We start from the raw sequence: 23007 nt of genomic DNA on the forward strand, positions 1-23007 counted from the left end.
TCATCCGTTACGCCCGAAGTCGCAGACGTTGCAGCCAGGACGAAGTGGCGCCCAAGGCGTCACGCAATTGTTGGGCAGTGATGGTGCGTTCTGCCGGGTTGAAGCTCAGCGCGGTTCGCAGCGCGTGCCAGCCGTGCTGGGGTAGATTGGCTGGGGCGCGCAGTTCGCGCTCCAGGTGCTCGTCGCGGGCCTGGGTCGAGGGCAAGCGGCGGAACGGGTGTTTGCCGCCCGCCAGTTCATAGATCACGCAGGCCACGCCGTACACGTCCGCGCTGGCCGACAATGGTTGGCCCTCAAGCAGTTCGGGGGCGGCGTAGCCCGGGGTCCAGGCGTTGAAACGCTCGCGGCTCAGGTGCGGCAGACCGGGCAAGGTGCCCTCCTCTGCCTGTCCCAGACCGAAGTCGAAAAGGCGCAGGCCGTCTTCGCTGACCATGACGTTGCTCGGTTTCAGATCACCGTGCAGCACGCCGCGACGGTGGGCGTAGGCCAGCGTGTCGAGCAGCGGCAGGACGATGTCGCGCAATTCTTGCCACGGCAGGCCGAGGGGCCGCTCGCAGAGCAATTTGTCCAGGGTCAGGCCACGCATGTATTCCATGGTGATGAAGGCCCGTTGGCAGTCGGTGTCGACTTCAAAGGTGTGCGCACGTACGACGTTGTCGTGGCGCAGACGCCGGGTCAGGGCGAACTCGCTGTAGAGCAAGGCACTGGCATCCGGCGATTCGGCAAATTCTTCGCTGAGGATTTTCAGCGCGATGTAAGGATCGGGATCGCCGAACTGTTCGTGCAGCAGATCCCGCGCCCGGTAAACGGCGCCCATGCCACCGGCCCCGAGCAGACGCTCGAGGTGGTAGCGACCGGCGAGTACATCCGGCAGCGCACCGATGCTGGCCTTGGTCGGCGCCAGCAACGGTTCGGCCTTGTTGCCCTTGGCGAAGGCGAAGTAGGTCAGGTTGCTGGCCTGTTCTTCGCTGATCAGCAGGTCATCGATGGGCGATTCGAGTTCACTCATTGGCGGATCACCACGGCAGTCAGGTTGTCCCGCGCAGCGCCACGCAGGGCGCCGTCGAACAAACGTTCCAGCGCCACGTGCGGCGCGCTGAGGCTGAGGGCGTTGCCGAGGGCATCGCTGCTCAGACCCTGATACAAACCATCGCTGCAGAGCAAAAACACATCGCCCGGATAGACCTCGAGTTCAAGCACATCCAGGGTCAGTGTGTCGGCGGCGCCGACGGCTCGGGTGAGTGCCTGAGCCGCCGGGTGCGCTGCCGCCTGTTCGACGCTCATTTGCTGCTCGTCGATCAATTGCTGTTGCAGCGAATGGTCCTTGGACAGCTGATACAGCCGCTGCCCGCGCCACATGTAGCAACGACTGTCGCCGGCCCAGATGCAGGCCGCGCGATTGCCTTCCACCAGCAGCGCGACGACGGTGCTGCCCATGATGCTGTCGTGACGCCCGGCGGTGACGGTCAACTCCTGCCCCAAGCGCCGGTTCAGCCAGTGCAGGCACTGGCGGATGGCTTTGAGGCGTTCGTCGAAATCCTCATGTTGCGGCAACTCAGCCAGGCTGGCGACGATCAACTGGCTGGCGATGTCGCCACCCTGATGACCGCCCATGCCGTCCGCGACCACCCACAGCCCATGCTGCGGGGAATCGAGGAAGGCATCTTCGTTGCGCGCCCGCACCTTGCCCGGGTCGGTACGCGCCGCGCTGCGCCAGGGACTGGCCACCAGCATCAGAGCTGCACCGGCATACGGAAGGTGCGCAGCACGCCCATGTCGAACGGGTTCGGCGTGCGCTGGCTGGTCAGCAGGTAGTTGGCGCGCAGGCCGCCCACGTCGGCTTTCAGTACCAGCACGTCGCGACCGTTCAGGTACTCGGTCTGCATCAGGTCGAACAGACGGAACAGCGACCATGGGCCGGAGTTCTTCTCGATCCCGATCGGACGCCCGGCCATCTTGTCCATGACCAGGCTGGTGCGACCGTCTTCAGCATCGGTCGGCCACTTGAAGGTCATTGGCAGGATCGGGCCGTGACGGTATTCCATGGTCTTGTCACCGAACTTGAATTCGGAGCGGCTGACCGCCGGATCGAGGGTGTAGGGCTCAAGCTTGAACTGCACGGTCGGCTCGGCCGGGTTGATCGAGAAGAAGCTCTGGCGAATGGTCTGCGCCGCCGCCATCTGATCGAGGTAGACCTTCGATACCGGCAGGCTGTGACCGTCGACGCTGCGCATGCGGTAGTTGCCCGGATCGCCGCTGACGAATGGACGCATGTAGCTGTCGAAGAAGCGGTCGACGGTACCTTGAGCACGGAAGAACTCGCGGAAGTCGCTGATCGCCACATCGCTGGTGCTGCTGGCGCTGAACGGATAACGCTTGCTGATGGTTTTGCCGTACACGCTGTACAGCTCGTTCTGATAACGGCCGTTCAGGTATTGGTAGGCATCGTTAAGCACCAAACGCCACGAGTCTTCGGCCAGCACGTTGAACCACACGCTCAGCGGACGCGGCAAACGACCTGAGGCATTACGCAGGTTGGTCAGCGCATCACGCTGGCCGCTCATGCGCGTCTTGGCCATCTCGAACGCAGCTTGCTCCGGCGTGCTGGAACGGGCCAGACCGGCCAGTTGCAGTTGCAGGTCGTTGAGCGCGCTGAACGCTGGCGTCAGGTCAGCGCCCGGGCCGTTGTTGTCGTCGAGCAGACGATGCAGCGGTTCGAAGCGGCGTTGCAGGGATTTCTTCGCGGTGTCCGGCAGGTTCTTCGCCACGTTCAGCGCCGAAGCCTTGTCGGCGGCAGCGGCGGCGAGTTTGCCGACCTTGCCCAGTTTGCCTTTCTGTCCGGCCAGCGCATCGGCGGCTTCGCCGGCTTCATCGACCGGATCAGCCGCGGCTTCGAAGCGGGTGTTTTCACGCACTTCGGTGAGCAGCGCGAGGACCGGCGAGTTGGCCGAAGTCAGGCCCGCCAGTTGCTCGGCGCCTTCGCCAGCGTCGCTGATCGGTGGCAGTGCGACCTGGCCAACGGCTTCGCTCCAGTAGTTGGCGTAGTCGCGGAAGTACAGCTGCTCAAGCTCGACCATCAGGCGACGCAAATCCATGTCGCTGATGCCCGCGCCTTCGCCCAGCACCCAGTTGTCACGCAGGATGTCGGTGACCAGCGCCGCGCCCTGCACCGAGAAATACTGCTGATAACCCTGCTGGGTGTAGAAACCCGGGATCACGTATTCAGTGCCGATGAACAACGAACCTTGCGGGCCGAGGTGCTGGCTGAAGCGGTAGTCCGGCAGGTTGCGCGCCTGCTCGCGGAGCATGCGGTAAACCACGTTGGCCAACGACTCGCTGCGCAGGACCTGACGCGCCTGCGTGACCAGTTGATCGTTCAGCGGATAAATGAACGGCTGCTTGAGCAAACGCTCGAGGTGCGTGTTCAGACCATTCTGCACCGCAGTGTTACCGGTGTAGCGCTGCGACCAGTCAGTGGCGACCCAGTCCTTGAGCCACGCCGCGTCGCGACGATCCTTCATGTTCAGCATCAGGTACGCGCGCAGGCTGTTGAGCAGGCGATCGCGGTCCTTCATGTTGGCGCGGATCTGCCCCTCGAGCATGGTCGCCACCCGTGGCAGCAACTGCGCTTCCAGCTCACGCTCGTAGGCGGTTTTCACCACCGGGTTGATCTCTTCGCCCTGATACAGGCCGCCACGCTCGTGGTACGACACGTCGCTCTTGTTCGGGAACACCTGGGTCGCGGCGTAGCTGGTGTCGAGGACTTTCAGCACGCCCATGGCGTCATCGCGCGGCGTCACGGCCGAGCGTTGCTGGGTCCAGTTCTGCGCCAGCGTGCGCAGGTTTTCCAGACGCTCGTAGTTGGCCGAGAAACCACCGGCCCAGAGCATGCCGAACAGTGCCAGTGCCGCCAGAGCGCCGACGTACAGCGCACGCTGGCCCCAATGAATGCGGCTGCGCTCGCGCTTGTCCAGACCGGCCAGATCGGCCTCGGGGAAAATCACCTGGCTGAGCAAGTGGTGGATGAATCGCGAACGACCGCTGCGCAGAGTCGGCAGCACACCGGCGTTCATGCCCAGGCTGGCGCCGATGCCGGCGGTGGTCGAATCCATTTCCTGGGTCAGGTGCGGCGCGCTGGTCAGGTAGAAGCCGCGCAGTTGCGTGGCGCGCTGATAGCGGTTGCCGGTGAACGCCATGTCGACGAACAGGCACAGGCGCTCGCCGATCTGCCCGAGCTGATGCGGGAAGTCGAGAATGCGGCCACGGCGCTGAGTGTCGCGCTCGGAGTGCATGCGCATGATCACTTGGCTGTTCAGGCGGCGCAGCAGCTCTTCGAACTCGTTGCGCAGAACCGCGACGTCGGTGCCGACCTGATCCTTGCGGAAACTGGTGCCGAGCACCTGATCGCTTTCTTCGCGGGTCAGTTGATCGAAGAATTCGTCGAAGCCGAGCAGCTTGTCCGCCTTGCTCAGGACCAGATACACCGGCACATCGACGTGGAGTTTCTGATGCACATCCTGCAAACGGCTGCGCACCTGGCGTGCGAGGGTTTCGATGTCCTGCTCGCTACCGCCGGTCAGGGTTTCCACCGGAATGGTCACCAGCACGCCGTTCAACGGACGACCGCGACGACGCTTGCGCAGCAGCTCCAGCAGTGTTGTCCAGGCGTTGCCGTCGACTTCGGCGTCCGGTTGAGTGGTGTAACGCCCGGCGGTGTCGATCAGTACACCGTGATCAGCGAAATACCAGTCGCAATGACGGGTGCCGAGGGTGTCGCGGGTCAGCTTGCGGTCGATCTTGTTGATCGGAAATTCCAGACCGGAAAAGTCCAGCAGGCTGGTCTTACCCGAGGCCTGCGGACCGATCAGCAGGTACCACGGCAAGTCACTGCGCCAGCGCTCGCTGCGACCGCGATACAGGCTCGACGTCTTCAGGGTTTTCAGCGCGTCCTTGAAACGCGCCTTCAACTCTTTCTGTTCTTCGTCGATCAGCTCTTCGCGGCGAATGCGGTCCTGACCGTCCTCGCTTTCTTCCTCGGCTTTCTTGCGGATACCCGCGCGCCAGCTGACGAAGACCATGGTCAGGCCCCAGATCAGGAACAGCACGCTGATGGTCAGCAGACGCGAGGTCGCGCTTTCCCAGAACTTGTAATCATCCACCGCCAACAACGGGCCGACGAACCACACCAGCAGCGCCACGAACAGCACCAGCAGCAGAGTCCAGACCCAGGTCTGGCGCAGGAAGGCGCCGACTTTCTTGAAAAACTTTTTCATCACACGTCCCTGTTTTACGGCTGCGCCTGCGGTTGCACCGCGGCTGGATCAAGCGGCTGATAAGGATGCAGAACGGTGTCGCGTTGTTCGCTCAGGACCCAGGCGAAGCCCGAATACATCACCACCAGACAGACCAGAGTAAAGAGCACCACCATCCACGCCGGCACGATGCGCACCAGGTTGCGGCGCTGATCGTTGAGACCTTCCCAGTGCGGCGACAACTCGCGCGGCACGTCGCCGCGCAACTGACGGATCTGCCGGTACAAGGCGTCGCGGATGCCTTCAAGCTCAAGCATGCCGCGCGCCTGCACGCGGTACTTGCCCTCGAAACCGAGGGACAGGCACAGGTACATCAGTTCGAGCATCGGCAGGTGCTTGACCGGGTTTTTCGACAGCCGATCGAGCAGCTGGAAAAACTTCTCGCCGCCGAAGGTTTCGTTGTGGAAGCTGCTCAGCAGGCTCATCTGCGACCACTCGCTTTCGTTGCCCCACGGCGTGGTCACGACGGCTTCGTCGACCACGGTGCAGAGCACGTAACGCGCGGCCATTACCTGGCTGCTTTCCGCACCGTTGTGCAGGGCGCGCACTTCGAACAACTTCAGCCCGGCGGTCAGCCGCTCATTCAGCGCGTACAGATCTTCGCGGGTCTCGCTGTGCTTGAGACGCACCACTTCCGAGAGCAGATCGGACGAAGCGGCGACCAGCGAGTTGAGGCTGATGTTGAACGCCTCCGCCGGACGCAGGCGCGCGGCGTAGATCATGCGTTCTTCCAGTTGCTCGAAACGCGGCGGCGCGGCGAAGTCGGTCAGCGGACTCGATGCCGGTCCGTGGCCCTGACGGTCGAGCAGGACGGTTTTGTCGTCCTGGTTGTAATCCGTTTCCTTGATCATGTCGGTCAGTTCCTGATGGCCCAGAATTTCAGTTCAAGCTCGGCGAATTCGCCGGACACGTGGAACGCGAAACCGCCGGAGCGCTCGAGTTGTGCCAGGTCTTCGGAACTGAGTTCGAGGATGAAATAGGTTTTGTTCGAGTGGAACGCGATCTGCCGTGGGGCCACCGGCAACGGTTTGACCTTGATCCCCGGCAAGTGCAGGTTGACCAGTTGGCGGATGCGCTCCACCGGGCCGACCTTGAGGTGCTGCGGCAAGCGCTGACGCAGTTCTTCGGAGTCGCAGTTGGCACTGGCTGCCAGCACGAACGAGGCCGAGCCGAGCAGTTTGTGATCGTGCAACGGCGAGACGATGATGCCGTACTGACGCGCCTGCAGCATCAGTTCGATGGCGTGCTGTTCGAGCACCATCGACAGCACCTGACGGATCGCTTCCATCAGTTTGCGAAAGCTCGCGCCCTGATCGGCGTGGGAATAGCGGCTGTCCAGACGCGGGCGTTTGCTCTCGCCGGAGAAGGTCGCCAGATCGCCGAGCATGGTCAGCAGCGTGCGGTACAACTCTTCCGGATGCACCTGCTCCAGACCCAGATAGTGACGCAGCAGCAGTTCGGTGCGGTTGATCAGTTGCAACATCATGAAGTCGCCGACTTCAGCGCCGCCGACCTTGCCGTTGGAGCGAATCCGCTCGGCAATCGTGTCGCCACGGTGGCTGAGCATGCTGATGACTTCTTTCAGGCACGACAGCAAATAGCTGGAGGCGTGGGCCTGAATGTAGGTCGGGACGAAATCCGGGTCGAGGCTGATCACGCCGTCGGGCGTGGTGTCGAGCACGTCGCAGATTTTCAGCTTCACGTAGGCCTGATCGCTCTGCTGCTCGCCGAGCAACAGTTTGAAGTCCGGACGACCGCAGCTGACCTGGCTGGCGGAATCATCGCCGGCGTTGGAGTCGGCGACTTCGGCGTCATACGCGGTGTAGCGCGCGAGCACGTCGGATTGCTCCGGGCGCCGGGCCTCGATGTGGTTGCCAGTGACCAGCGGCAGCGCCAGATAGATCGGCGTGTTGCCGGTGTTCGGCGGCACGTCCAGCGCCAGCGGCTCAGTGTTGCCACCAAGTTCGAACAGGCTGCCGTCCGGCAGAATCCCCGAGGCTTCACTGATCACCAGTTTGCCCATGTTGAGGAACTGCAAGTCGATTTCCAGGTTGAGAAAACCCCAGGTGTAGCCACCGAGCAATTGCGTGCGGGTTTTCATCTGGTGATCGTAGTAGCGATCGTTGTGCTGGAAGTGCTGCGGTCGCAGCAGCATGCCTTCCTGCCAAATGACTTTATGGGTGTTCATGATCAGTCATCCGCCTTGGCGAGCACTTGTTGGGTGTTGCGGATACCGGCCTGATCGAGGGTCAGATCAGCCTCGGTGAGTTCCAGCGGAGTGATCTGCACGGTGTGGCGCCACTGGGTATCCGGCAGGTCGCGATAGGCGGCGAGGATGCCCACGTAACGGCTGCCCTCCTCTACGCTGAGTTTCAGTTCCACGGTTTCACCCGGGCGCAGTTCGAGTTCTTCGCTGGCCACCAGATCCGGGTTGAGGGATTCCTTGGCGCGTTCGTAGAGGCTGAAGAAGTCAGCGTTCTCGAAGGTCACCGGGTGCTTGAGTTCGAACAGGCGCACGACGATCGGCGACGGCCGCCCGTTGAGGTCCGGATTGAGCTGATCGCTGCCGGTCAGCTTGAGGTTGATCTTGGTCACTTTCGAGTACGGCGACAGCGACGAGCAACCAGCGAGCAGCACCAGCACGGTGAGCGCAGTCAGCGTCTTGAAAAAAGCGGTCGAGCGGCGAGACATGCGCATCATCCTTGGTGGTCGGTGTGGAGGGTGGAGATCAGGCGGATCTGTTCTTCGTAGGCCTGGGCAAAGTCGCGGGCCAGCAGACGCTCGCTCCAGTCATCGTCCTGACGCAGTGCCTGGTGATAGCGGCCGAACGCTCTCCAGCGCCCACCCGATGTTGCAATCAATGGCTTGTTGTCGCGCTCGAAACGCAGGGTCAGCTGCTCTGGCGAGAAGTGCTCCAGCGTGCCGCGTACGGCGGCGCGACTGGCAGTCAGCAGAGCCACTTGGTGCGCCTGCAAATCACGGAATGCGCGGGAGATCGCCTGCTCGGCCGGCAGGTGCCCAGGCTTGCTTGGCTGCAACAGAATCTGCAGTGCTTCGCTCGGGTCGACGGCGAATTTCAGCGGGTTCTTGTTGGTGCCCTGCACGGTGGTCTGGGCCAGACGCAGCTCGTTTTTCAGCTCCGAGCGGGTGCGCAGGCTCTGCTGCAAACCACCGATGCTCTGGCGCAGCAGCCGCGCAGCGTTCAGCGCCAGCGCTTCGCGTTCGTCGTGGCTGAGGCCTTTGACGTCGACGCCCAGCGCCGCGCCGAAGTGTTCCCAGAAACCTTCGCTCTGACGCTCGACGGCTTTCGGTGCAGGCGCCGGCTCAGGTTCGACCGGGGCGGCAATCAGCTCCGGGACCATCAGGCTTTCCATGTCGATGCGCGCGTAGTCGGCACGCTGACGGGAGTCTTCCGGCTTGGCGGTGGGCGACAGCAGTTCGTCGATTTCCGAGTACACGCGCTCTTGCTGTTCGAGGGCGTTGAGCGGGTCGAGGTCAAGGAACGCGTCGTCCGGAATGATGCTGCCAGCGGCGCGCGGGCGGCCGACTTCGCCGTCGAAGGTCGCCGGGTCACGGACCAGCCGCGCACGGATCTCGAAGTCGCCGAGAATGTAGGTGCTGCCGTGCTCGATGCGCACCGGCTCGCCCTTGTGCAGGCGCGCGCCGCTGCTGCCGTCCTGGACACCGTTGCTGCTGGTGTCGGTGAGGAAGAACGAGCCCTCGCGGTAGCTGACAATCGCGTGATGATTGGACAGGTGCCGCTTGCGGTCAGGGATGATCCAGTCGCAGTCCTCGCCGCGCCCGATCACGCCGCCGGCCTGCTTGAAGGTCCGCTGGCACAGCTCGGTGGGCACGAACTGCTTGGTGTTCAGCATTTCGAAAACCAATTCCATGTTTGATGCTCCTTGCGGTCACTTGCCGCGATTGACCGCTTGCGGATCACCCAACGGGCGATAGTCGTTGTCGTTGAATTTGTAATTGCCGCTACAGCCGCCAAGGCCGCATAGAACGACGAGGGTCAGCAGGACAGCGTGCCAGTGACGAACAGACATCAGAGGGTCTCCAGGTGTAGACAAAGCACAAAGCGCCGACCCTTGCGGGCGGCGCTGAAATAAGTTTTTGAGGTGGGCTCGAAGCCTCTAGATCGGGGCCTTGAGCCATAGCCTGGAGGTACGGCGACCTCCCGTGGCGAGGGGACTTGTCCCCGTTGGGGTGCGCAGCGTCCCCATAACCTGCCAGCGCGATTTCTCAGTGAAACCGTATGTACCGGACTGCGACTGCTGCGCAGCCGAACGGGGATAAATCCCCTCGCCACAGGGTATGTGTTGGGTTCGAAGAAGTGCTGTAGCTCAACCATCAAAGTCACCCAAATTGATATTCAGGCGCCCGAGGCGGTACAGCAGCGTGCGCCGTGGCAGGCCCAGTTCGCGGGCCGCGAGGGTCTGGTTGCCGTCGTTCTTGCGCAGGCAATCGAGCAGCAATGTGCGCTCGACTTGCTCCAGGCGTTCGCGCAGATTCAGGCCGCTGTTGTCTTCGGGCATCGGTTCCAGACGCAGGGAAAAATGCTCGGCGAGCAACTCGCCGCCTTCACACAGCAATACCGCGCGCTCGACCAGTGCCTTGAGTTCGCGAACGTTGCCGGGGAAGGTGTAACCGCACAGATGCTCCAGCGCCGAATCCGACCAGCGCACCGGATCACGCTGCAGAAAGGTGCAGGTCTTCTCGGCGAAATGCCGGGCCAGATCGAGGATGTCGCCTTCGCGCTGACGCAGGGCCGGCAGCTCGATCGGGAATTGTGCGAGGCGGTAGTACAAGTCCTCGCGGAACTTGCCTTCGCTGACCAGCGCCGCCAGATCACGGTGCGTCGCGGCGATGATGCGCACGTCGATCTTGTGCGTGTCGTTGGAACCCAGCGGACGAATCTCGCCTTCCTGCAACACACGCAGAATCTTCGCTTGCAGCGACAACGGCATGTCGCCGATTTCATCGAGCAGCAACGTGCCGCCATTGGCCGCGTCGAACAGCCCTGCGCGATCTCGATCGGCGCCGGTGAAGGCGCCTTTGCGGTAGCCGAACAGTTCGCTTTCCAGCAGGTTTTCCGGGAACGCCGCGCAGTTCTGCACGATGAACGCCTGGGAGCGACGCGGGCCGCAATCGTGGATCGCCCGCGCCACCACCTCCTTGCCGGTGCCGGTCTCGCCACGCAACAGCACAGTGTACGGGCTGTGAAGAATCTTGCTGATCAGCGAATAGGTCTGGCGCATCGCCGCGCTTTTGCCGATCAGGCCGTAGCCGCTGATGCTCGGCACGCTGCGTGTGGCGGTGGCCGATTCGGCGGCTGGCTGACGCAGGCGTTGCAGCAGATGCAGTTGGCCGAGCACGAACGAGCCGAGCTGGCCGAGGGAATCGGCAAAACCCTGAAGGTCAGTACGCCGACGGCTGGCGCAGAGCAGCAAGCCCTCGACCGACTTGTGCTGATTGACCAGCGGCACGCACAACAGCGACTGCCACGGCGTGCTCGCCGCCGGTAGAAAACTGGTTTCGTGCAGGCTGCCGGTCAGGTCGTCGAGGCACACCACGCGGTTCTGGCACAGGGCGAATTGCAGCAGTTGCTCGCCGTTGTAATCCGCTGGCATGCTCGCCGCCTGACGCGGTTGCAGCGCACCGTCGAGGCACTCGGCGTTCATCCCCAGGCAAGTGTGGGTGGCATCGAGCAGATACAGCTGCGTCAATTCACAGCCGCTCAGCTCGGCCAACCCACGGACGAATTCACCCAGCAGCGCAGCACTGTCCGCCGCCCGCGACAGACTGGCGAACTGCGCCAGCAACGCTTCGGCATAGACCAGTGGCTGCGGCACCTGAGTGAACATCACGCCCACCTCAGACGAACTCGCAGGTCACGCTGGAGTTGCCGTCGAGCGTGGCATGCACACGCTTGAGGCTCTCGCCGGTCGCCATCGCATCAAGCAGACGATCGGCCACCAGCGGCAGCACGTGTTGATCGAGCAGATGATCGATCAGGCGCGCGCCGCTTTCGCTTTGCGTGCAGCGCTCGGACAGGTGATCGACGAGGTTCTGGCACCAGCTGAACTCCAGCTGACGGCGGTTCAGGCGCTCGCCGAGACGGCCGAGTTTGATCTCGATCAGCTCGCGCAGCACCGGGCCGCCCACCGGGTAGTACGGCACCACTTTCATCCGCGCCAGCAGCGCCGGTTTGAAGTGTTTGCTGAGTACCGGGCGAATGGTTTCTTCGAGCACTTCGGCGGTCGGCCGCGCGCCGTCTTCGCAGAGTTCGCTGATCTTGTCGCTACCCAGGTTCGAGGTCATCAGGATCAACGTATTGCGGAAGTCGATTTCGCGACCTTCGCCATCGTTGGCCACGCCTTTGTCGAAGATTTGGTAGAACAGGTTGAGCACGTCCGGATCAGCCTTCTCGACTTCATCGAGCAACACCACCGAATACGGCTTCTGGCGCACGGCTTCGGTGAGCATGCCGCCCTCGCCGTAACCGACGTAGCCCGGTGGCGCACCAATCAGACGCGAGACGGTGTGCTTTTCCTGGAACTCGGACATGTTGATGGTAGTGATGAAGCGGTCGCCGCCGTACAGCAGGTCCGCCAGTGCCAGCGCGGTTTCGGTCTTGCCGACGCCGCTCGGGCCGACCAGCAGGAAAACCCCGACCGGTGCATCAGGCTTGTTCAGACCGGCAGCGGTCGCGCGCATCGAACGATCTAGCGCGTGCACGGCTTGTTCCTGACCACGGATGCGCGTGCGCAGGTCGGTGGCGAAACTGGCGACCTTGGCGTTGTGCTCGCGGGCCAGTTGCGCCAACGGCACGCCGGTCCAGGCGCTGATCACTTCGGCAACCAGACGCGGGCAGACTTCGAAGCTGACCAGGCGTTCTTTGACTTGCGCGGCAGTCAACGCGGCGTGGGTTTCATGCAATTGGGCTTCCAGCGCTTCGACGCTTTGGCCTTCTTCGACTTCGGCGACCAGAGTTTCAATCACGGTGCCTTCGGCGTCTTCTTCCACGCTGACGGTCGGCTCGACGGCTGCGGCTTCGCGAGCCTTGGCCAGTTGCTGACGCAGTTCCAGCAGACGCTCGGCCAGCTCTTTCTGCTCAGTCCACAGGGTCTCGAGCGCAACCATCTCGCTTTCCGCTTCGTCCAGCCGCGCTTCCAGCGCCTCCAGCGCTTCGTGGTCGATCAGCAGACCGGCCTCGGCATCGCGGCGCAGGGCCTGACGCTGACGGCCGCCTTCAGCCAGTTCGCCACGCAGGCGCTCGAGGCTTTCCGGGGCCGCAGCGAGGCTGATGCGCACGCGGGCGCACGCGGTGTCGAGGACGTCTACAGCCTTGTCCGGCAGTTGCCGACCGGCCAGGTAACGCGCAGACAATTCAGCAGCGGACACCACCGCGTCATCGCGCAGGTAGATGCCGTGGCTCTTCTCGTAGACCTGAGCCAGACCACGCAGAATGGTCACCGCTTCGCTGACGGTCGGTTCGTGCAGTTGCACAGGCTGGAAACGACGGGCCAGCGCCGGGTCTTTCTCGAAGTATTTCTTGTACTCGGCCCAGGTGGTCGCGGCGATGGTGCGCAGTTCGCCACGGGCCAGCGCGGGTTTCAGCAGGTTGGCCGCGTCGGAACCGCCGGCATTACCGCCCGCGCCGATCAGGGTGTGAGCTTCGTCGATAAACAGAATGATCGGTTTTGGCGAGGCTTTGACCTCATCAATCACGCCTTTCAAACGACGCTCGAATTCACCTTTGACGCTGGCGCCGGCCTGCAACAGGCCCATGTCCAGCGAGAGTAATTCAACGCCTTTGAGTACCTGCGGCACTTCACCGGCAGCGATGCGCGAAGCGAGGCCTTCGACGATGGCGGTTTTACCGACACCGGCCTCACCGACGACGATCGGGTTGTTCTTGCGGCGACGGGCGAGGATGTCGACCATCTGGCGGATCGCGCCGTCACGGCACAGCACCGGGTCGAGTTTGCCGTCGCGGGCCTGCTGGGTCAGGTTGTGGGTGAAGCGCTGCAACAGCGATTCGCCCTGTGCCGCCGGTTTGCCATTGGCCGCCGGTTGCTCCTGTTGCGACAGGGCAAATTCCTTCAGGCGATCGATGTTCAGCTTGGCGAGCAGCGGCTGATAACGGCTGCCGGCGTAACGCATCGGGTTGCGCAACAAAGCCAGGATCAGCGCCGCGTCTTCGACCTGGGTCTGGCCCAGTTCGAGGTTGGCCACCAGCAGCGCGTCTTGCAGCCATTGCACCAGTTCCGGGGCGAACACCGGGTTGCGCGAAGCGCTGTGCTCGACTCGCGATTGCAATGCAGCGGTCAGTTCACCGGCGTCGACGTCAGCATCTTGCAACGCGCGCGACAGCAAGCCGTTCGGACGCTCGAGCAAGCCCAGCAGCAAGTCTTCGACGAGAATCTTGCTGCCGCCCCGGGCGACGCAACGCTCGGCCGAACGCTCCAGATCACGACGGGTTTCGGCGTCCAGCGCCTGGATGAGTTGTTGCAGGTCTACGTTGATCATGGCTCACGTCCTTAATGAATTTTGCTGCCCAGGGTCACCACGCCGTCCGCTTTTTCGCGGCCCAGCCAACTGGTCCAACCGAGGCGACAGGCGTTCTGCTCACCGATGCGCAGTTCGCGGATTTCTTCCTGGCGCAGGACCAGGCGGATGTCGTAATCGAGCGGGTCACGCAAGGTGAACCGCACCAGCGCGCAGAGCGGCTGGTAGCCGAAACCGATCGGCAGGAATTCATGGAATCGCTGCCAGTCGAGTTCGGTGATGTGGATGCGGAATTTGCCGCTGCGGTCGCGCACGTGCTCGCCCAGCACCAGGTCTTCGCCGAGTACGCTGTTGGCGCGGCCCAAACGATTGCGTTGCTCTTCGAGAATTTCCACGCGGCGCTCGATGCACTGCTCGATGACCAGGTCTTCGTGCTTGAAGTAGTAACGCAGCACGGCTTCGATCAACGCCGCCGAGTGCGCCCGCAAGCTGAGCAGACCGAGGTACGGCAGCAGGCGTTTCCAGTTGAGTTCCTTGGCCTTGCGGATCTCGTCGCCGCCCAGGCCGATCAGCGCAAAAAGTTGCGCCGAGAAGGGATCGATCGCGCCGCTCTGGAAGCTCGCGCGGTAGCGGTACTTGCGCCAGATCGGCAGCATCAGTCGTTGCAGGCGATGGTGGAACAGGTCGAGGAAATTGCGCGTCGGGTTGCCGTCCTCGCTGTCGCCCAGGGCTTGTTCGCCATAGAACGCTGGCAGCGGCGAACCGGAGCCGACCAGGCCGATCAGGTTGAAGCGCATGCGCGCGCGCATCTTGCCGTGTTCTTCGAAAAACTCGACGCGATCGACATCGCTGCGCGGAAAGCCCAGGCTCGGGTTGGCCTGGAACTCGACCTGGTCGTACAGATCGTCTTCGCTCAGATGCGGGTGTGCCTCGCGCAGCCGGTCGATCACCAGCAGCACGGCCTGAAACAGCGAGTACTCGCGTATTACCTTGGTCAGCCCGCTTAAAGCAGGGGCTGCAGGCCCATACGTGGTGTCCATTGGTACACCTCTCCCTGTGTGCTTTTTACCCGCAGCTCATGGAATGAATTGAGACTGGCGTAAAGCGCGAAAAACTCGTTGAGAACCGAAGCGAAGACGAACAGGTCGCCTTCGCCGATATAGCCTTCCGGGTCGATGGTCAGTTCGGTGCGCAAACCGCGCACCGGCAGACCGCGATGCAGGCGGTCGACGTGGTGATGCTTGATGTGCTTGAGGCCGCCGAGCAGGCGCTTGCTGACCTTTTCCGCGTGCTGGTCGTAGTAGCGAGGCAGGTCGTAGGTTTCCAGAATCACCTTCAACGCATTGACGTCCGCCAGCGACAGATAGTTAAGCGACATGTTGCTGATCAGCTTCCACAGGAAGTCACGGTTCAGCGGCGGCGCGAAACTCGGAGTGGCCGGGGTGATGTTGCGGAAACTGAGGAATTCCGGGGTCTGCTCGCTGGCCATGCAGATGTCGCCGAGCTTGAGCTTTTTCGGCAGGTTCTGGTTGGTGCACATCAGCTCGATCGACAGGGTTTCGTGGGCTTCGGTGTGGCGGATGCCGAAGCTCAGGTAAGTGTCGAGGCCGTCATGCAATAAGGACGAACGCTGGCGAATGCTGTAATGCGGACGGCTGTTGGGCACGTCGAAACTCGGGTCGTGCTCGAAGGACTCGAACGGCACGTATTCCTGATAACCGAGACCGCCGGGCTTCCAGCCAGTGACGGTTTCCACCGAGAACACACCGCAGTTTTCCAGGTCGTATTCCGCCGGCAGCAACAGGTACTCGTCCTGCTTGCCATCGAGACGGATCGGCAGCGCGTCGTGCTCGAACAGATTGACGATCGGCGTGCAGAACAGCTTCACGTTATCGAGGGTCGGGCGCATGCGCATGATGCCGCTCTTGCGGATGTCGAAGCGCAGTTCGAGACCACGCATCTGCTTGAGCGTGTCTTCCGGCAGCGCCTTGAGAATGTCCAGACCGTTGACGTCGACGAACAGGAACTTGTCCTGGAAGGCGAAATATTCCTGCAGGTAGCGATAGCCACGGAAGGTGTTCAGCGGATACGGAATCAACGCTTCTTCTTCGGCAAAGCCCACTGGTTTGACCCGATCACCGGGAATCTTGAACGCCATCGGTTTGCCGCTGACGCCATCAATCGGCTTGCCGGCGGCGTCGAGCGGGATCAGCTCGATGCCTTCGAGGTTGCGCAGCAGGCTCAGATACAGCATCTGGCTGATGTAACGCTCACCGGCAAAGTGCAGGCGCAGCTTGCTCAGTTCCAGTTCGCCGAGGTGGCCGTCGGCGCTCATTTCCAGACGCAGGCTGAGCAGCGAACCGTCGCCCTTCACCGAGTAATTCAGCGCGGCAAGATCCAGCGGCAAGACTTCGGTCGGATAGCAGGTGCGGAAGCGGCAGCGCACGTCTTCTATCGGCTTGCTCTCGATCGGCGTATCGCGCTCAACCAGCAGCGCCGGGCCGGAACGCTTGAGCGGATCAAACTGCAGAATGCTGAACGCCGGCAGCGGACGCATGTAGTTCGGCCACAGCAGCTGCATCAGCGAATGGCTGAGCTCCGGCAGTTCGTCATCGAGCTTCTGGCGCAGACGCCCGGTAAGGAACGCAAAGCCTTCCAGCAACCGCTCCACATCCGGATCCCGCCCGGCCTGCCCCAGATACGGCGCCAGCGCCGGACTACGCTCGGCGAAACGGCGACCGAGCTGGCGCAGTGCGGTGAGTTCGCTTTGGTAGTAGTGGTTAAAGGACATTTCTGGCTGCCTGGGTATTGATTCGTTTGATTTAAAAAAATTAATCGACCAAAAGCACTAATAGCGGAAAACGAAAAAAATCATTTCGCACCCCGGGCCAACAAAAACCTTTCAAACTTGCCGGCCACCAATATCGCCAGCGTAGTAAGTCCGCCTGTTAGAACGATATAGGCCAACGCTCGAACGGGATAAAGCGGCAGCAGATAAACCAATATCAAGGCCACCATAAAAAACACAACACACAACTTAAAACGTCGATTCGGAATTACAGCAACGAGCAAATTAACAAAAATGAATAAGTAAAAAACCATATACATGGCAATTCCAATGGAAGCACCACGGGACGTTAACCCGCCGAATAAAAATTTATAGAGAGAAACACCATAGTAATTAACAACGACGTAAATTACGCAGGTAAAAAAATGGACGAGCAAGCTCCCAGCTATTCTCGTCATCATCTCTTCCACTCTCCGTACGTATCTACAGAGCCCTGCGTAATGAAGCTTTTCAACTTCTGGTCGGAAACGCCGAGATAAACCGTGCTCGTAATTACTTTCTCGCGATAGCCCATTCGCCCCACAAATACTTTTACCGTTTCCGTACGTAGATCAAAGTTCTCGGAGGCCCACAAAGCACCGCGCAGCACCATGTAGTTATCGTATTCATTGGTTTTGTCCTCCTTCGGAAATATAGGAAGACCATCGCCATACTCCATGCCGGTTTCAACGGTTTTCTTGATAGCCGTTTCCACGGACTTGGTTTCCTCCAGATATAACCGGTATGTATCGGTAGCGAATGGTATTTGCCCTACACCGTCAGCCCAGTAAGGTTCGCCCTCGATCATGACCAACAAGAATCCAGAACCGCCCTCCGGACTGTTTTTCCAATCACCCGGCATTTTAGCGGCGAAGCTAATCGACATTCTGTCAACAGCTGCAAACTTGGCAATTTCCGCCCAAGTAAATTGTTTATATGCATTGTATGCATCGGTGCCAGCGACTTTGGACTCGGGATTTATCCAAGATTTTTCCCGATAATTATCAGCTAACGGCTCAAACCACTGAATGGCTTCCGCATACAGTTTTTCGGCCGTCATGATTCTGAACTGTGCATCTGTCGCATTCGGCTTTACCGCGAAGAGAGGCACGCCATTGCCTCTAGTTATCAGCCACATACTTGGCAAAGGAAGCTTTTTCGGCTCTTTATCCTCGCTAGGCGTAGTTTCGCCTTCAATTTTCAACTCCGTTTTACCATCGGAGGTCTCGAAAATATGTGCGATGCCATCGATAACAATAGAGGTTTCCACGTGCTTACTCCGCCGACACGTAGATGGTAACCATCTCGCCTTGTTTACCCGTCGAGAAACATCCCGTGCCACCGGCCGCCGATGAACGTCCTGCTTTTTCTAATCCACTCTCAGAAACCATTCTGTAATTCAAGTTCTCGACGGGCTGTCCATCCGCTGCATGGAAGGAAAAAACACGGTTAAAGACTCCGGGAATAACAACAGGCTCTGGCGGCACAAACGGCGCTGGCGTATGCGAATTGCCAATAATCACCGTCCCGGACCCAGCCGTGACCTTGTTGCCGTGAGATCCAACCGAACCTACTGTCGCAGCCGGTTTGCCGTTGATCAGAACAGTGGTCGCCAAGCCGCCGGACATCGCACCACCACACGCCGACGCATCGCCTTGGCGGGCGGCCGCGAGGCCGTCGAAGAATACGTCGCCGGAACCGGCGGCGATCGGGTTGGTGCCGTGGCCGGGGAGCGGGCAAGCGGTGGGGTCGGATACGCGTGCTGCGGGTTTGCCAGACATCGGGGATCTCCTTAGGTGACCTTGACTTGACCGCTGCCATCCAGGCGCGCGGAAAAACTGACCTGGCGCTTGAACCCTTCAACTTCCAGCAGGCCTTCGATACTGAAGGCCAGGCGAAGTTGATCGTGGTCACGCGGCAGGGAAATGACACGCACATTGCTCAGGCGTGGCTCGTAGGCTTCGATGAAGTTTTCGATAGCCAGACGTGCCTGACTCAGGGAGTCGTGCAGGCTCAGACGCATGTCATTGAGATCGGGCAACCCGTAGTCGGCCAGCGTTTGCACGCTGCCGGCCCGGGTGCTGAGCATTTTGGCCAGATGGGCAGCCACTGACGCCATGGCACAAGCCTCAAGGCTGTTGCCCTTGCGTAGTTGTGCGTCGCCGTTGAGGCGTTCGAACAGGCTGCCGTATCCGTCCATGAGTCGCTCTTACTCTTTGTCCAGCTTGCCAACCAGCGACAGGGTGAAATCGGCACCCATGTACTTGAAGTGCGGACGCACGTTCAAGCTCACGCGGTACCAGCCCGGCTCGCCTTCAACGTCGCTGACGATCACTTGCGCAGCGCGCAGCGGACGACGGCCACGCACTTCGGCGCTCGGGTTTTCCTGGTCGGCAACGTACTGACGGATCCACTTGTTCAGTTCCAGCTCGAGGTCGGTACGCTCTTTCCACGAACCGAGTTGCTCGCGCTGCAGCACTTTCAAGTAGTGAGCCAGGCGGTTGACGATCATCATGTACGGCAGTTGGGTGCCGAGCTTGTAGTTCAGCTCTGCCGCCTTGCCTTCTGCGCTGATGCCGAAGAACTTCGGCTTCTGCACCGAGCTTGCGGAGAAGAACGCCGCGTTGTCGGAGCCTTTGCGCATGGTCAGGGAGATGAAGCCTTCCTCGGCCAGTTCGTATTCACGACGGTCGGAAACCAATACTTCGGTAGGGATCTTGGTTTCGATTTCGCCCATGCTTTCGAAATGGTGCAGAGGCAGATCTTCAACCGCGCCACCGCTCTGCGGGCCGATGATGTTCGGGCACCAGCGGAATTTGGCGAAGCTGTCGGTCAGCTTGGTGCCGAACGCGTAAGCGGTGTTGCCCCACAGGTAGTGCTCGTGGCTGTTGGCAACGGTTTCCTTGTACACGAACGATTTCACCGGGTTTTCTTCCGGATCGTACGGGTTACGCAGCAGGAAACGCGGCACGGTCAGGCCAACGTAGCGCGAGTCTTCCGAGGTACGGAAGCTCTGCCATTTGGCGAATTGCGGGCCTTCGAAGTGATCTTTCAGGTCTTTCAGATCCGGCAGGCCGGTGAAGCTTTCCAGACCGAAGAATTTCGGGCCGGCGGCAGCGATGAACGGCGCGTGGGACATGCACGAAACGCTGGCCACGTACTGCATCAGCTTGACGTCTGGCGAGCTTGGCGACATGTAGTAGTTGGCGATGATCGCGCCCACTGGCTGACCACCGAACTGGCCGTATTCAGCGGTGTAGATGTGCTTGTACAGGCCCGACTGCATGACTTCCGGCGAATCTTCGAAATCGTCCAGCAGGTCTTCTTTGGAGACGTTGAGGATTTCGATCTTGATGTTTTCGCGGAAGTTGGTGCGGTCGACCAGCAACTGCAGACCACGCCACGACGATTCCAGCGCCTGGAAATCCGGGTGGTGCAGGATCTCGTCCATCTGACGGCTGAGCTTGGCATCGATCTCGGCGATCATGCGGTCAACCATGGCTTTCTTGACCGGCTCACCGTTGTTCTGCGGCTTGAGCAGCTCTTCGATGAACGCCGACACGCCACGCTTGGCGATGTCGTAGGCTTCGTCGTCCGGAGTCAGACGGGTTTCGGCGATGATGCTGTCGAGAATGCTGTATTCGCCGCTGGCGGCGCTCTTCTCTTGTGCTGCGCTAGTGCTCATTGTGTTGGCTTCCTTGGCTACTGGAGTCTCAGGCGTCCGGGGCTGCGGCGTTCAGGCCCAGCTCACCGAGTACGCGACCGCGGGATTCGTCGTCGGCGAGCACGCCTTCGATCGCTTTACGGAACGCAGGTGCGTTACCCAGCGGGCCTTTGAGGGCCACCAGCGCATCGCGCAGTTCCATCAGTTTTTTCAGCTCAGGCACTTGCTCGACCAGGCTGGCCGGGTTGAAGTCCTTCATCGAATTGACGCGCAATTGCACGGCCAGCTCTTCAGCCTCGCCATCTTCCTGCAGACGGTTCGGCACGCTCAGCGTCAGACCCAGCTCTTGCTTGGCCAACACTTCGTCGAAGGTCATCTTGTCGATGCTGATCGGCTTGCGATCTTCGATTTTGCGATCGTCCTTGCGGTGGGTGTAGTCACCGATTGCCAGCAGCTTCAGCGGCAGTTCAATCTCTTCCTGAGCTCCGCCGGTGGCGGGTTTGAAGGTGACGTTGATGCGTTCCTTGGGGGCTACCGAGCCTTCTTTGGCCATGGCTTTTCTCCTTGCGGTTGTGGCCCTGGGGCCTATTCGAGTACCACTTCGAGGTCGAGGTGGCACAGCCTGCGATAAATCTCTTCCTTGCTTTCACGTACGGCGTGGTTCTGCGGCAACAACTCGCAGCAACTGTGCAGCAGGTGCAGCACTTGCAATGCAAGATCGGGCTCCCAGGCGTGCAGGCCTGAGTCCTGTAATGTCTGATCGAGGGTTTCGAGCTGGTTCTTGGCCAGTTCGTATTTCTTGGCCAGGAAACACAGCCGCGCGAGGCTGAACTGCCAGAAGAAGCGTTCACGGCCACCGTGGGCCGATTGCAGACCCTGCTTGAGAATCTGCACGGCCGGCTTCAAACCTTCCTTGCGCAGAATCGGCTGGACTTCCTCGAGGGCTTTTTCCCAGGCCGGCTGGGTTTCAACGTTCTCGCTTTCGACCTTGCGCGGCGCGCTGGCGCTTTGCAGATGCGGCATGACGTTGGCGGCGATCCACGCGCGGGTGGACGGATCGGCAAACGGCGCGCCGTCATGGAAGCGCAACTCGATGATGCCCGGCAGGCGCTGAATCAAAAGCGCGAAGTGGATTTCCACTTCGCGCATGGCCAGCTCGGCGTTGAGGTTCTGGAGACATTCCCAGACCATCCTCTGGCCATCGAACCAGAACGGCGCCTTCGCCAGGCTCGCCTCCAGTTCCACCAGCAGATCGGCGTATTTGCCCTGATCGAAACGGTCCTGATAGAGCTTGAGCTTTTCCAGCGGCAGACCGCGCAGCACGGTGATCTGCTCGGCGTTGCGCTCGGGCACCGCGTCGATGGTCATCCACAACAGCGTGCGATTGAGGCGCAGGGCACGCAGATCGGTAGCCTTCTGCTTGAGCCACCAGGCACACAACGGCCGGGCGCTGTCCTGCTGGGCGCGCAGGGCTTTGTGCGCATCCCGCTCGTTGTCGATCGGCGCGCCAGGGGTGAGCAACTGGGTCGCGGCCTGCTTGACCTGCGCCACCGCCGCGCCCACCACGCCGGGTGCCGGCTGGTTGTCGGCGGCACGCTGGATCATGGTTTTCAGGCGGCGGGAGATCGGCAGCAGCAGTGGCGCGTCATCGCCCAGATGTTCAGTGCACGCGGCCTCAAGACCGGCCAGGTGCTCGGAGAGCTGCCGGAACATCGGCAACTGCTCTTTGATCGCAATGTTTTCGGTGATGACCTGCTCGAGACGCGGCACCAGCCAGCCGATCGCGGCGGCACGGGTGCGGGGTTTGAGCGGGTGGACGTCGGCCCAGTTGTTTTCCGACAGATGGTGCAGCAGACCGAGGCCGGCAAGCAGCCCGGGGAAGGATTCGCGCTGGTACAGCGACCAGGTCAGCCAGGCGCCGACACGCAGATCCTTGGATTGGGTACGCAGCAGATTTTCGCTGTTTTCGCGGATTTTCAGCCAGTCGATCTGCCCGCTTTCGTGCATCGACGAAGCCTTGGCCAGCTCACTTTCCAGCGCCTCGAATTCGCTCGAAAAACGAACGTCTTCGCCCGCAAAATTCTCTTTGGAAACAGAGACTTTTGCGAGTTCGAGGTAATGGGCGGAAAGTTTGCTTGAGTAGGACATCCATGGCCTTTATTAAGGATTACAGTCATGCGCGTGAATGGAGTTTCAGCAACGCGGGACAGTATCGAAGAGCAGTTCAGCGACTCATCCAATTGAGATGTGCTCTTTCAAGTGGGCGCATCGTAATCACTATGATGGCCACTAGCAAGCATCTGATTAAACAACAAGACGAACTGTTCATTGCGATCTGTAGGAGATCGCCCTATATGTCGCAGGGGTTTCCCTGATGCCGTTTATAAATCAGCGCATTTTCCCGGCTCCCGCCAAACCATTGTCCCAGAGCCTCGGCCGCAGCCGGGCGAGTTTACCTGACGCCCGCACCCTCGAGCGGCGTGCAGCATGCCAAATTCAAAAAAAAATAGAAGTAGGACACTTCCTAAAATGACCGGGTTCCATCGAGAAGTTTGCAGCGACAACGATCAATGCAAAAAGTGCCACTATAATGATGGCATTTCATTATTCTGAAACTTTACTCCCCCGGCAAATACTGGCACTTCGATAGTTATCCGAGCCGCGTCCTACAGACACTTCTCGCATTC

Annotated in this window: 19 protein-coding genes; all 19 read right to left on the reverse strand. The window is 60.8% G+C overall.

The window, feature by feature from the left end; all coding sequences use genetic code 11:
• Positions 1–7: 7 nt before the first annotated feature.
• The 19 genes from AB9L16_RS25575 to tssA all read right to left on the reverse strand — a co-directional run bounded on the left by AB9L16_RS25575 (position 8) and on the right by tssA (position 22468).
• Positions 8–1009, reverse strand: coding sequence for a serine/threonine-protein kinase (locus AB9L16_RS25575; RefSeq protein ID WP_375122876.1), 1002 nt, complete (start codon positions 1007–1009; stop codon positions 8–10).
• Positions 1006–1734 carry a PP2C family serine/threonine-protein phosphatase gene (locus AB9L16_RS25580; RefSeq protein ID WP_041476618.1) on the reverse strand — a complete coding sequence of 243 codons (729 nt, stop codon included), beginning with the start codon at positions 1732–1734 and terminating at the stop codon, positions 1006–1008. Before AB9L16_RS25580 ends, AB9L16_RS25575 begins: the two co-directional genes overlap by 4 nt.
• Complete coding sequence (gene tssM, locus AB9L16_RS25585; protein WP_375122878.1) at positions 1734–5273, reverse strand: type VI secretion system membrane subunit TssM; 3540 nt, start codon at positions 5271–5273, stop codon at positions 1734–1736. The genes AB9L16_RS25580 and tssM overlap by 1 nt, the downstream gene beginning before the upstream one ends.
• Positions 5274–5287: 14 nt before the next feature.
• Positions 5288–6163, reverse strand: coding sequence for a type IVB secretion system protein IcmH/DotU (gene icmH / locus AB9L16_RS25590; protein WP_016772511.1), 876 nt, complete (start codon positions 6161–6163; stop codon positions 5288–5290).
• 5 nt (positions 6164–6168) lie between these two features.
• A complete protein-coding gene (gene tssK / locus AB9L16_RS25595) occupies positions 6169–7500 on the reverse strand; it encodes a type VI secretion system baseplate subunit TssK (RefSeq protein ID WP_256807612.1) in 1332 nt (443 codons plus the stop codon).
• A gap of 2 nt (positions 7501–7502) precedes the next feature.
• Positions 7503–8003: a type VI secretion system lipoprotein TssJ gene (gene tssJ, locus AB9L16_RS25600; RefSeq protein WP_016772509.1), complete on the reverse strand. Its 501-nt coding sequence runs from the start codon at positions 8001–8003 to the stop codon at positions 7503–7505.
• A gap of 5 nt (positions 8004–8008) precedes the next feature.
• Positions 8009–9205: a type VI secretion system-associated FHA domain protein TagH gene (tagH, locus tag AB9L16_RS25605; protein ID WP_056790868.1), complete on the reverse strand. Its 1197-nt coding sequence runs from the start codon at positions 9203–9205 to the stop codon at positions 8009–8011.
• An 18-nt stretch (positions 9206–9223) separates the two neighbouring features.
• Positions 9224–9364 (reverse strand): hypothetical protein, encoded by a 141-nt coding sequence (locus AB9L16_RS25610; protein WP_003229566.1) that lies wholly within the window; start codon positions 9362–9364, stop codon positions 9224–9226.
• 297 nt (positions 9365–9661) lie between these two features.
• Positions 9662–11182, reverse strand: coding sequence for a sigma-54-dependent Fis family transcriptional regulator (locus AB9L16_RS25615; RefSeq protein ID WP_150637159.1), 1521 nt, complete (start codon positions 11180–11182; stop codon positions 9662–9664).
• Positions 11183–11192: 10 nt separating this feature from the next.
• The gene (tssH, locus tag AB9L16_RS25620) at positions 11193–13850 is read right to left on the reverse strand and encodes a type VI secretion system ATPase TssH (protein WP_041476615.1); all 2658 of its coding nucleotides are present in this window, start codon (positions 13848–13850) and stop codon (positions 11193–11195) included.
• An 11-nt stretch (positions 13851–13861) separates the two neighbouring features.
• Positions 13862–14869 (reverse strand): type VI secretion system baseplate subunit TssG, encoded by a 1008-nt coding sequence (tssG, locus tag AB9L16_RS25625; protein ID WP_095181222.1) that lies wholly within the window; start codon positions 14867–14869, stop codon positions 13862–13864.
• Complete coding sequence (tssF, locus tag AB9L16_RS25630) at positions 14833–16620, reverse strand: type VI secretion system baseplate subunit TssF (protein ID WP_056790882.1); 1788 nt, start codon at positions 16618–16620, stop codon at positions 14833–14835. Before tssF ends, tssG begins: the two co-directional genes overlap by 37 nt.
• Positions 16621–16700: 80 nt before the next feature.
• Complete coding sequence (locus AB9L16_RS25635; RefSeq protein ID WP_056790885.1) at positions 16701–17078, reverse strand: hypothetical protein; 378 nt, start codon at positions 17076–17078, stop codon at positions 16701–16703.
• Complete coding sequence (locus AB9L16_RS25640; RefSeq protein ID WP_095181221.1) at positions 17075–17926, reverse strand: hypothetical protein; 852 nt, start codon at positions 17924–17926, stop codon at positions 17075–17077. Before AB9L16_RS25640 ends, AB9L16_RS25635 begins: the two co-directional genes overlap by 4 nt.
• Positions 17927–17930: 4 nt before the next feature.
• Entirely contained in the window at positions 17931–18437 is a 507-nt protein-coding gene (locus tag AB9L16_RS25645; RefSeq protein ID WP_353187220.1) for a PAAR domain-containing protein, read from the reverse strand.
• Between the two features lie 11 nt (positions 18438–18448).
• Entirely contained in the window at positions 18449–18856 is a 408-nt protein-coding gene (tssE, locus tag AB9L16_RS25650; protein ID WP_007920274.1) for a type VI secretion system baseplate subunit TssE, read from the reverse strand.
• Between the two features lie 9 nt (positions 18857–18865).
• Positions 18866–20341, reverse strand: coding sequence for a type VI secretion system contractile sheath large subunit (tssC, locus tag AB9L16_RS25655; protein WP_016772499.1), 1476 nt, complete (start codon positions 20339–20341; stop codon positions 18866–18868).
• A 28-nt stretch (positions 20342–20369) separates the two neighbouring features.
• Positions 20370–20873: a type VI secretion system contractile sheath small subunit gene (gene tssB, locus AB9L16_RS25660; protein WP_016772498.1), complete on the reverse strand. Its 504-nt coding sequence runs from the start codon at positions 20871–20873 to the stop codon at positions 20370–20372.
• Positions 20874–20905: 32 nt separating this feature from the next.
• Positions 20906–22468 (reverse strand): type VI secretion system protein TssA, encoded by a 1563-nt coding sequence (tssA, locus tag AB9L16_RS25665; RefSeq protein ID WP_252877123.1) that lies wholly within the window; start codon positions 22466–22468, stop codon positions 20906–20908.
• Positions 22469–23007: the final 539 nt, after the last annotated feature.

The organism is Pseudomonas sp. LW8 (assembly GCF_041956865.1).
Lineage (GTDB): Bacteria > Pseudomonadota > Gammaproteobacteria > Pseudomonadales > Pseudomonadaceae > Aquipseudomonas > Aquipseudomonas siliginis.

Bases quoted from the DNA above. Each gene is read 5' to 3' on its own strand.
- AB9L16_RS25610 (WP_003229566.1), bottom strand. From the start codon at position 9,364: ATGTCTGTTCGTCACTGGCACGCTGTCCTGCTGACCCTCGTCGTTCTA.
- AB9L16_RS25580 (WP_041476618.1), bottom strand. From the start codon at position 1,734: ATGCTGGTGGCCAGTCCCTGGCGCAGCGCGGCGCGTACCGACCCGGGC.
- tssF (WP_056790882.1), bottom strand. From the start codon at position 16,620: ATGTCCTTTAACCACTACTACCAAAGCGAACTCACCGCACTGCGCCAG.
- AB9L16_RS25615 (WP_150637159.1), bottom strand. From the start codon at position 11,182: ATGTTCACTCAGGTGCCGCAGCCACTGGTCTATGCCGAAGCGTTGCTG.
- AB9L16_RS25645 (WP_353187220.1), bottom strand. From the start codon at position 18,437: ATGTCTGGCAAACCCGCAGCACGCGTATCCGACCCCACCGCTTGCCCG.
- tssA (WP_252877123.1), bottom strand. From the start codon at position 22,468: ATGTCCTACTCAAGCAAACTTTCCGCCCATTACCTCGAACTCGCAAAA.
- tssK (WP_256807612.1), bottom strand. From the start codon at position 7,500: ATGAACACCCATAAAGTCATTTGGCAGGAAGGCATGCTGCTGCGACCG.
- icmH (WP_016772511.1), bottom strand. From the start codon at position 6,163: ATGATCAAGGAAACGGATTACAACCAGGACGACAAAACCGTCCTGCTC.
- tssH (WP_041476615.1), bottom strand. From the start codon at position 13,850: ATGATCAACGTAGACCTGCAACAACTCATCCAGGCGCTGGACGCCGAA.
- tssC (WP_016772499.1), bottom strand. From the start codon at position 20,341: ATGAGCACTAGCGCAGCACAAGAGAAGAGCGCCGCCAGCGGCGAATAC.
- AB9L16_RS25575 (WP_375122876.1), bottom strand. From the start codon at position 1,009: ATGAGTGAACTCGAATCGCCCATCGATGACCTGCTGATCAGCGAAGAA.
- tssB (WP_016772498.1), bottom strand. From the start codon at position 20,873: ATGGCCAAAGAAGGCTCGGTAGCCCCCAAGGAACGCATCAACGTCACC.
- tssJ (WP_016772509.1), bottom strand. From the start codon at position 8,003: ATGTCTCGCCGCTCGACCGCTTTTTTCAAGACGCTGACTGCGCTCACC.
- AB9L16_RS25635 (WP_056790885.1), bottom strand. From the start codon at position 17,078: ATGATGACGAGAATAGCTGGGAGCTTGCTCGTCCATTTTTTTACCTGC.
- tssG (WP_095181222.1), bottom strand. From the start codon at position 14,869: ATGGACACCACGTATGGGCCTGCAGCCCCTGCTTTAAGCGGGCTGACC.
- tssM (WP_375122878.1), bottom strand. From the start codon at position 5,273: ATGAAAAAGTTTTTCAAGAAAGTCGGCGCCTTCCTGCGCCAGACCTGG.
- tagH (WP_056790868.1), bottom strand. From the start codon at position 9,205: ATGGAATTGGTTTTCGAAATGCTGAACACCAAGCAGTTCGTGCCCACC.
- tssE (WP_007920274.1), bottom strand. From the start codon at position 18,856: ATGGACGGATACGGCAGCCTGTTCGAACGCCTCAACGGCGACGCACAA.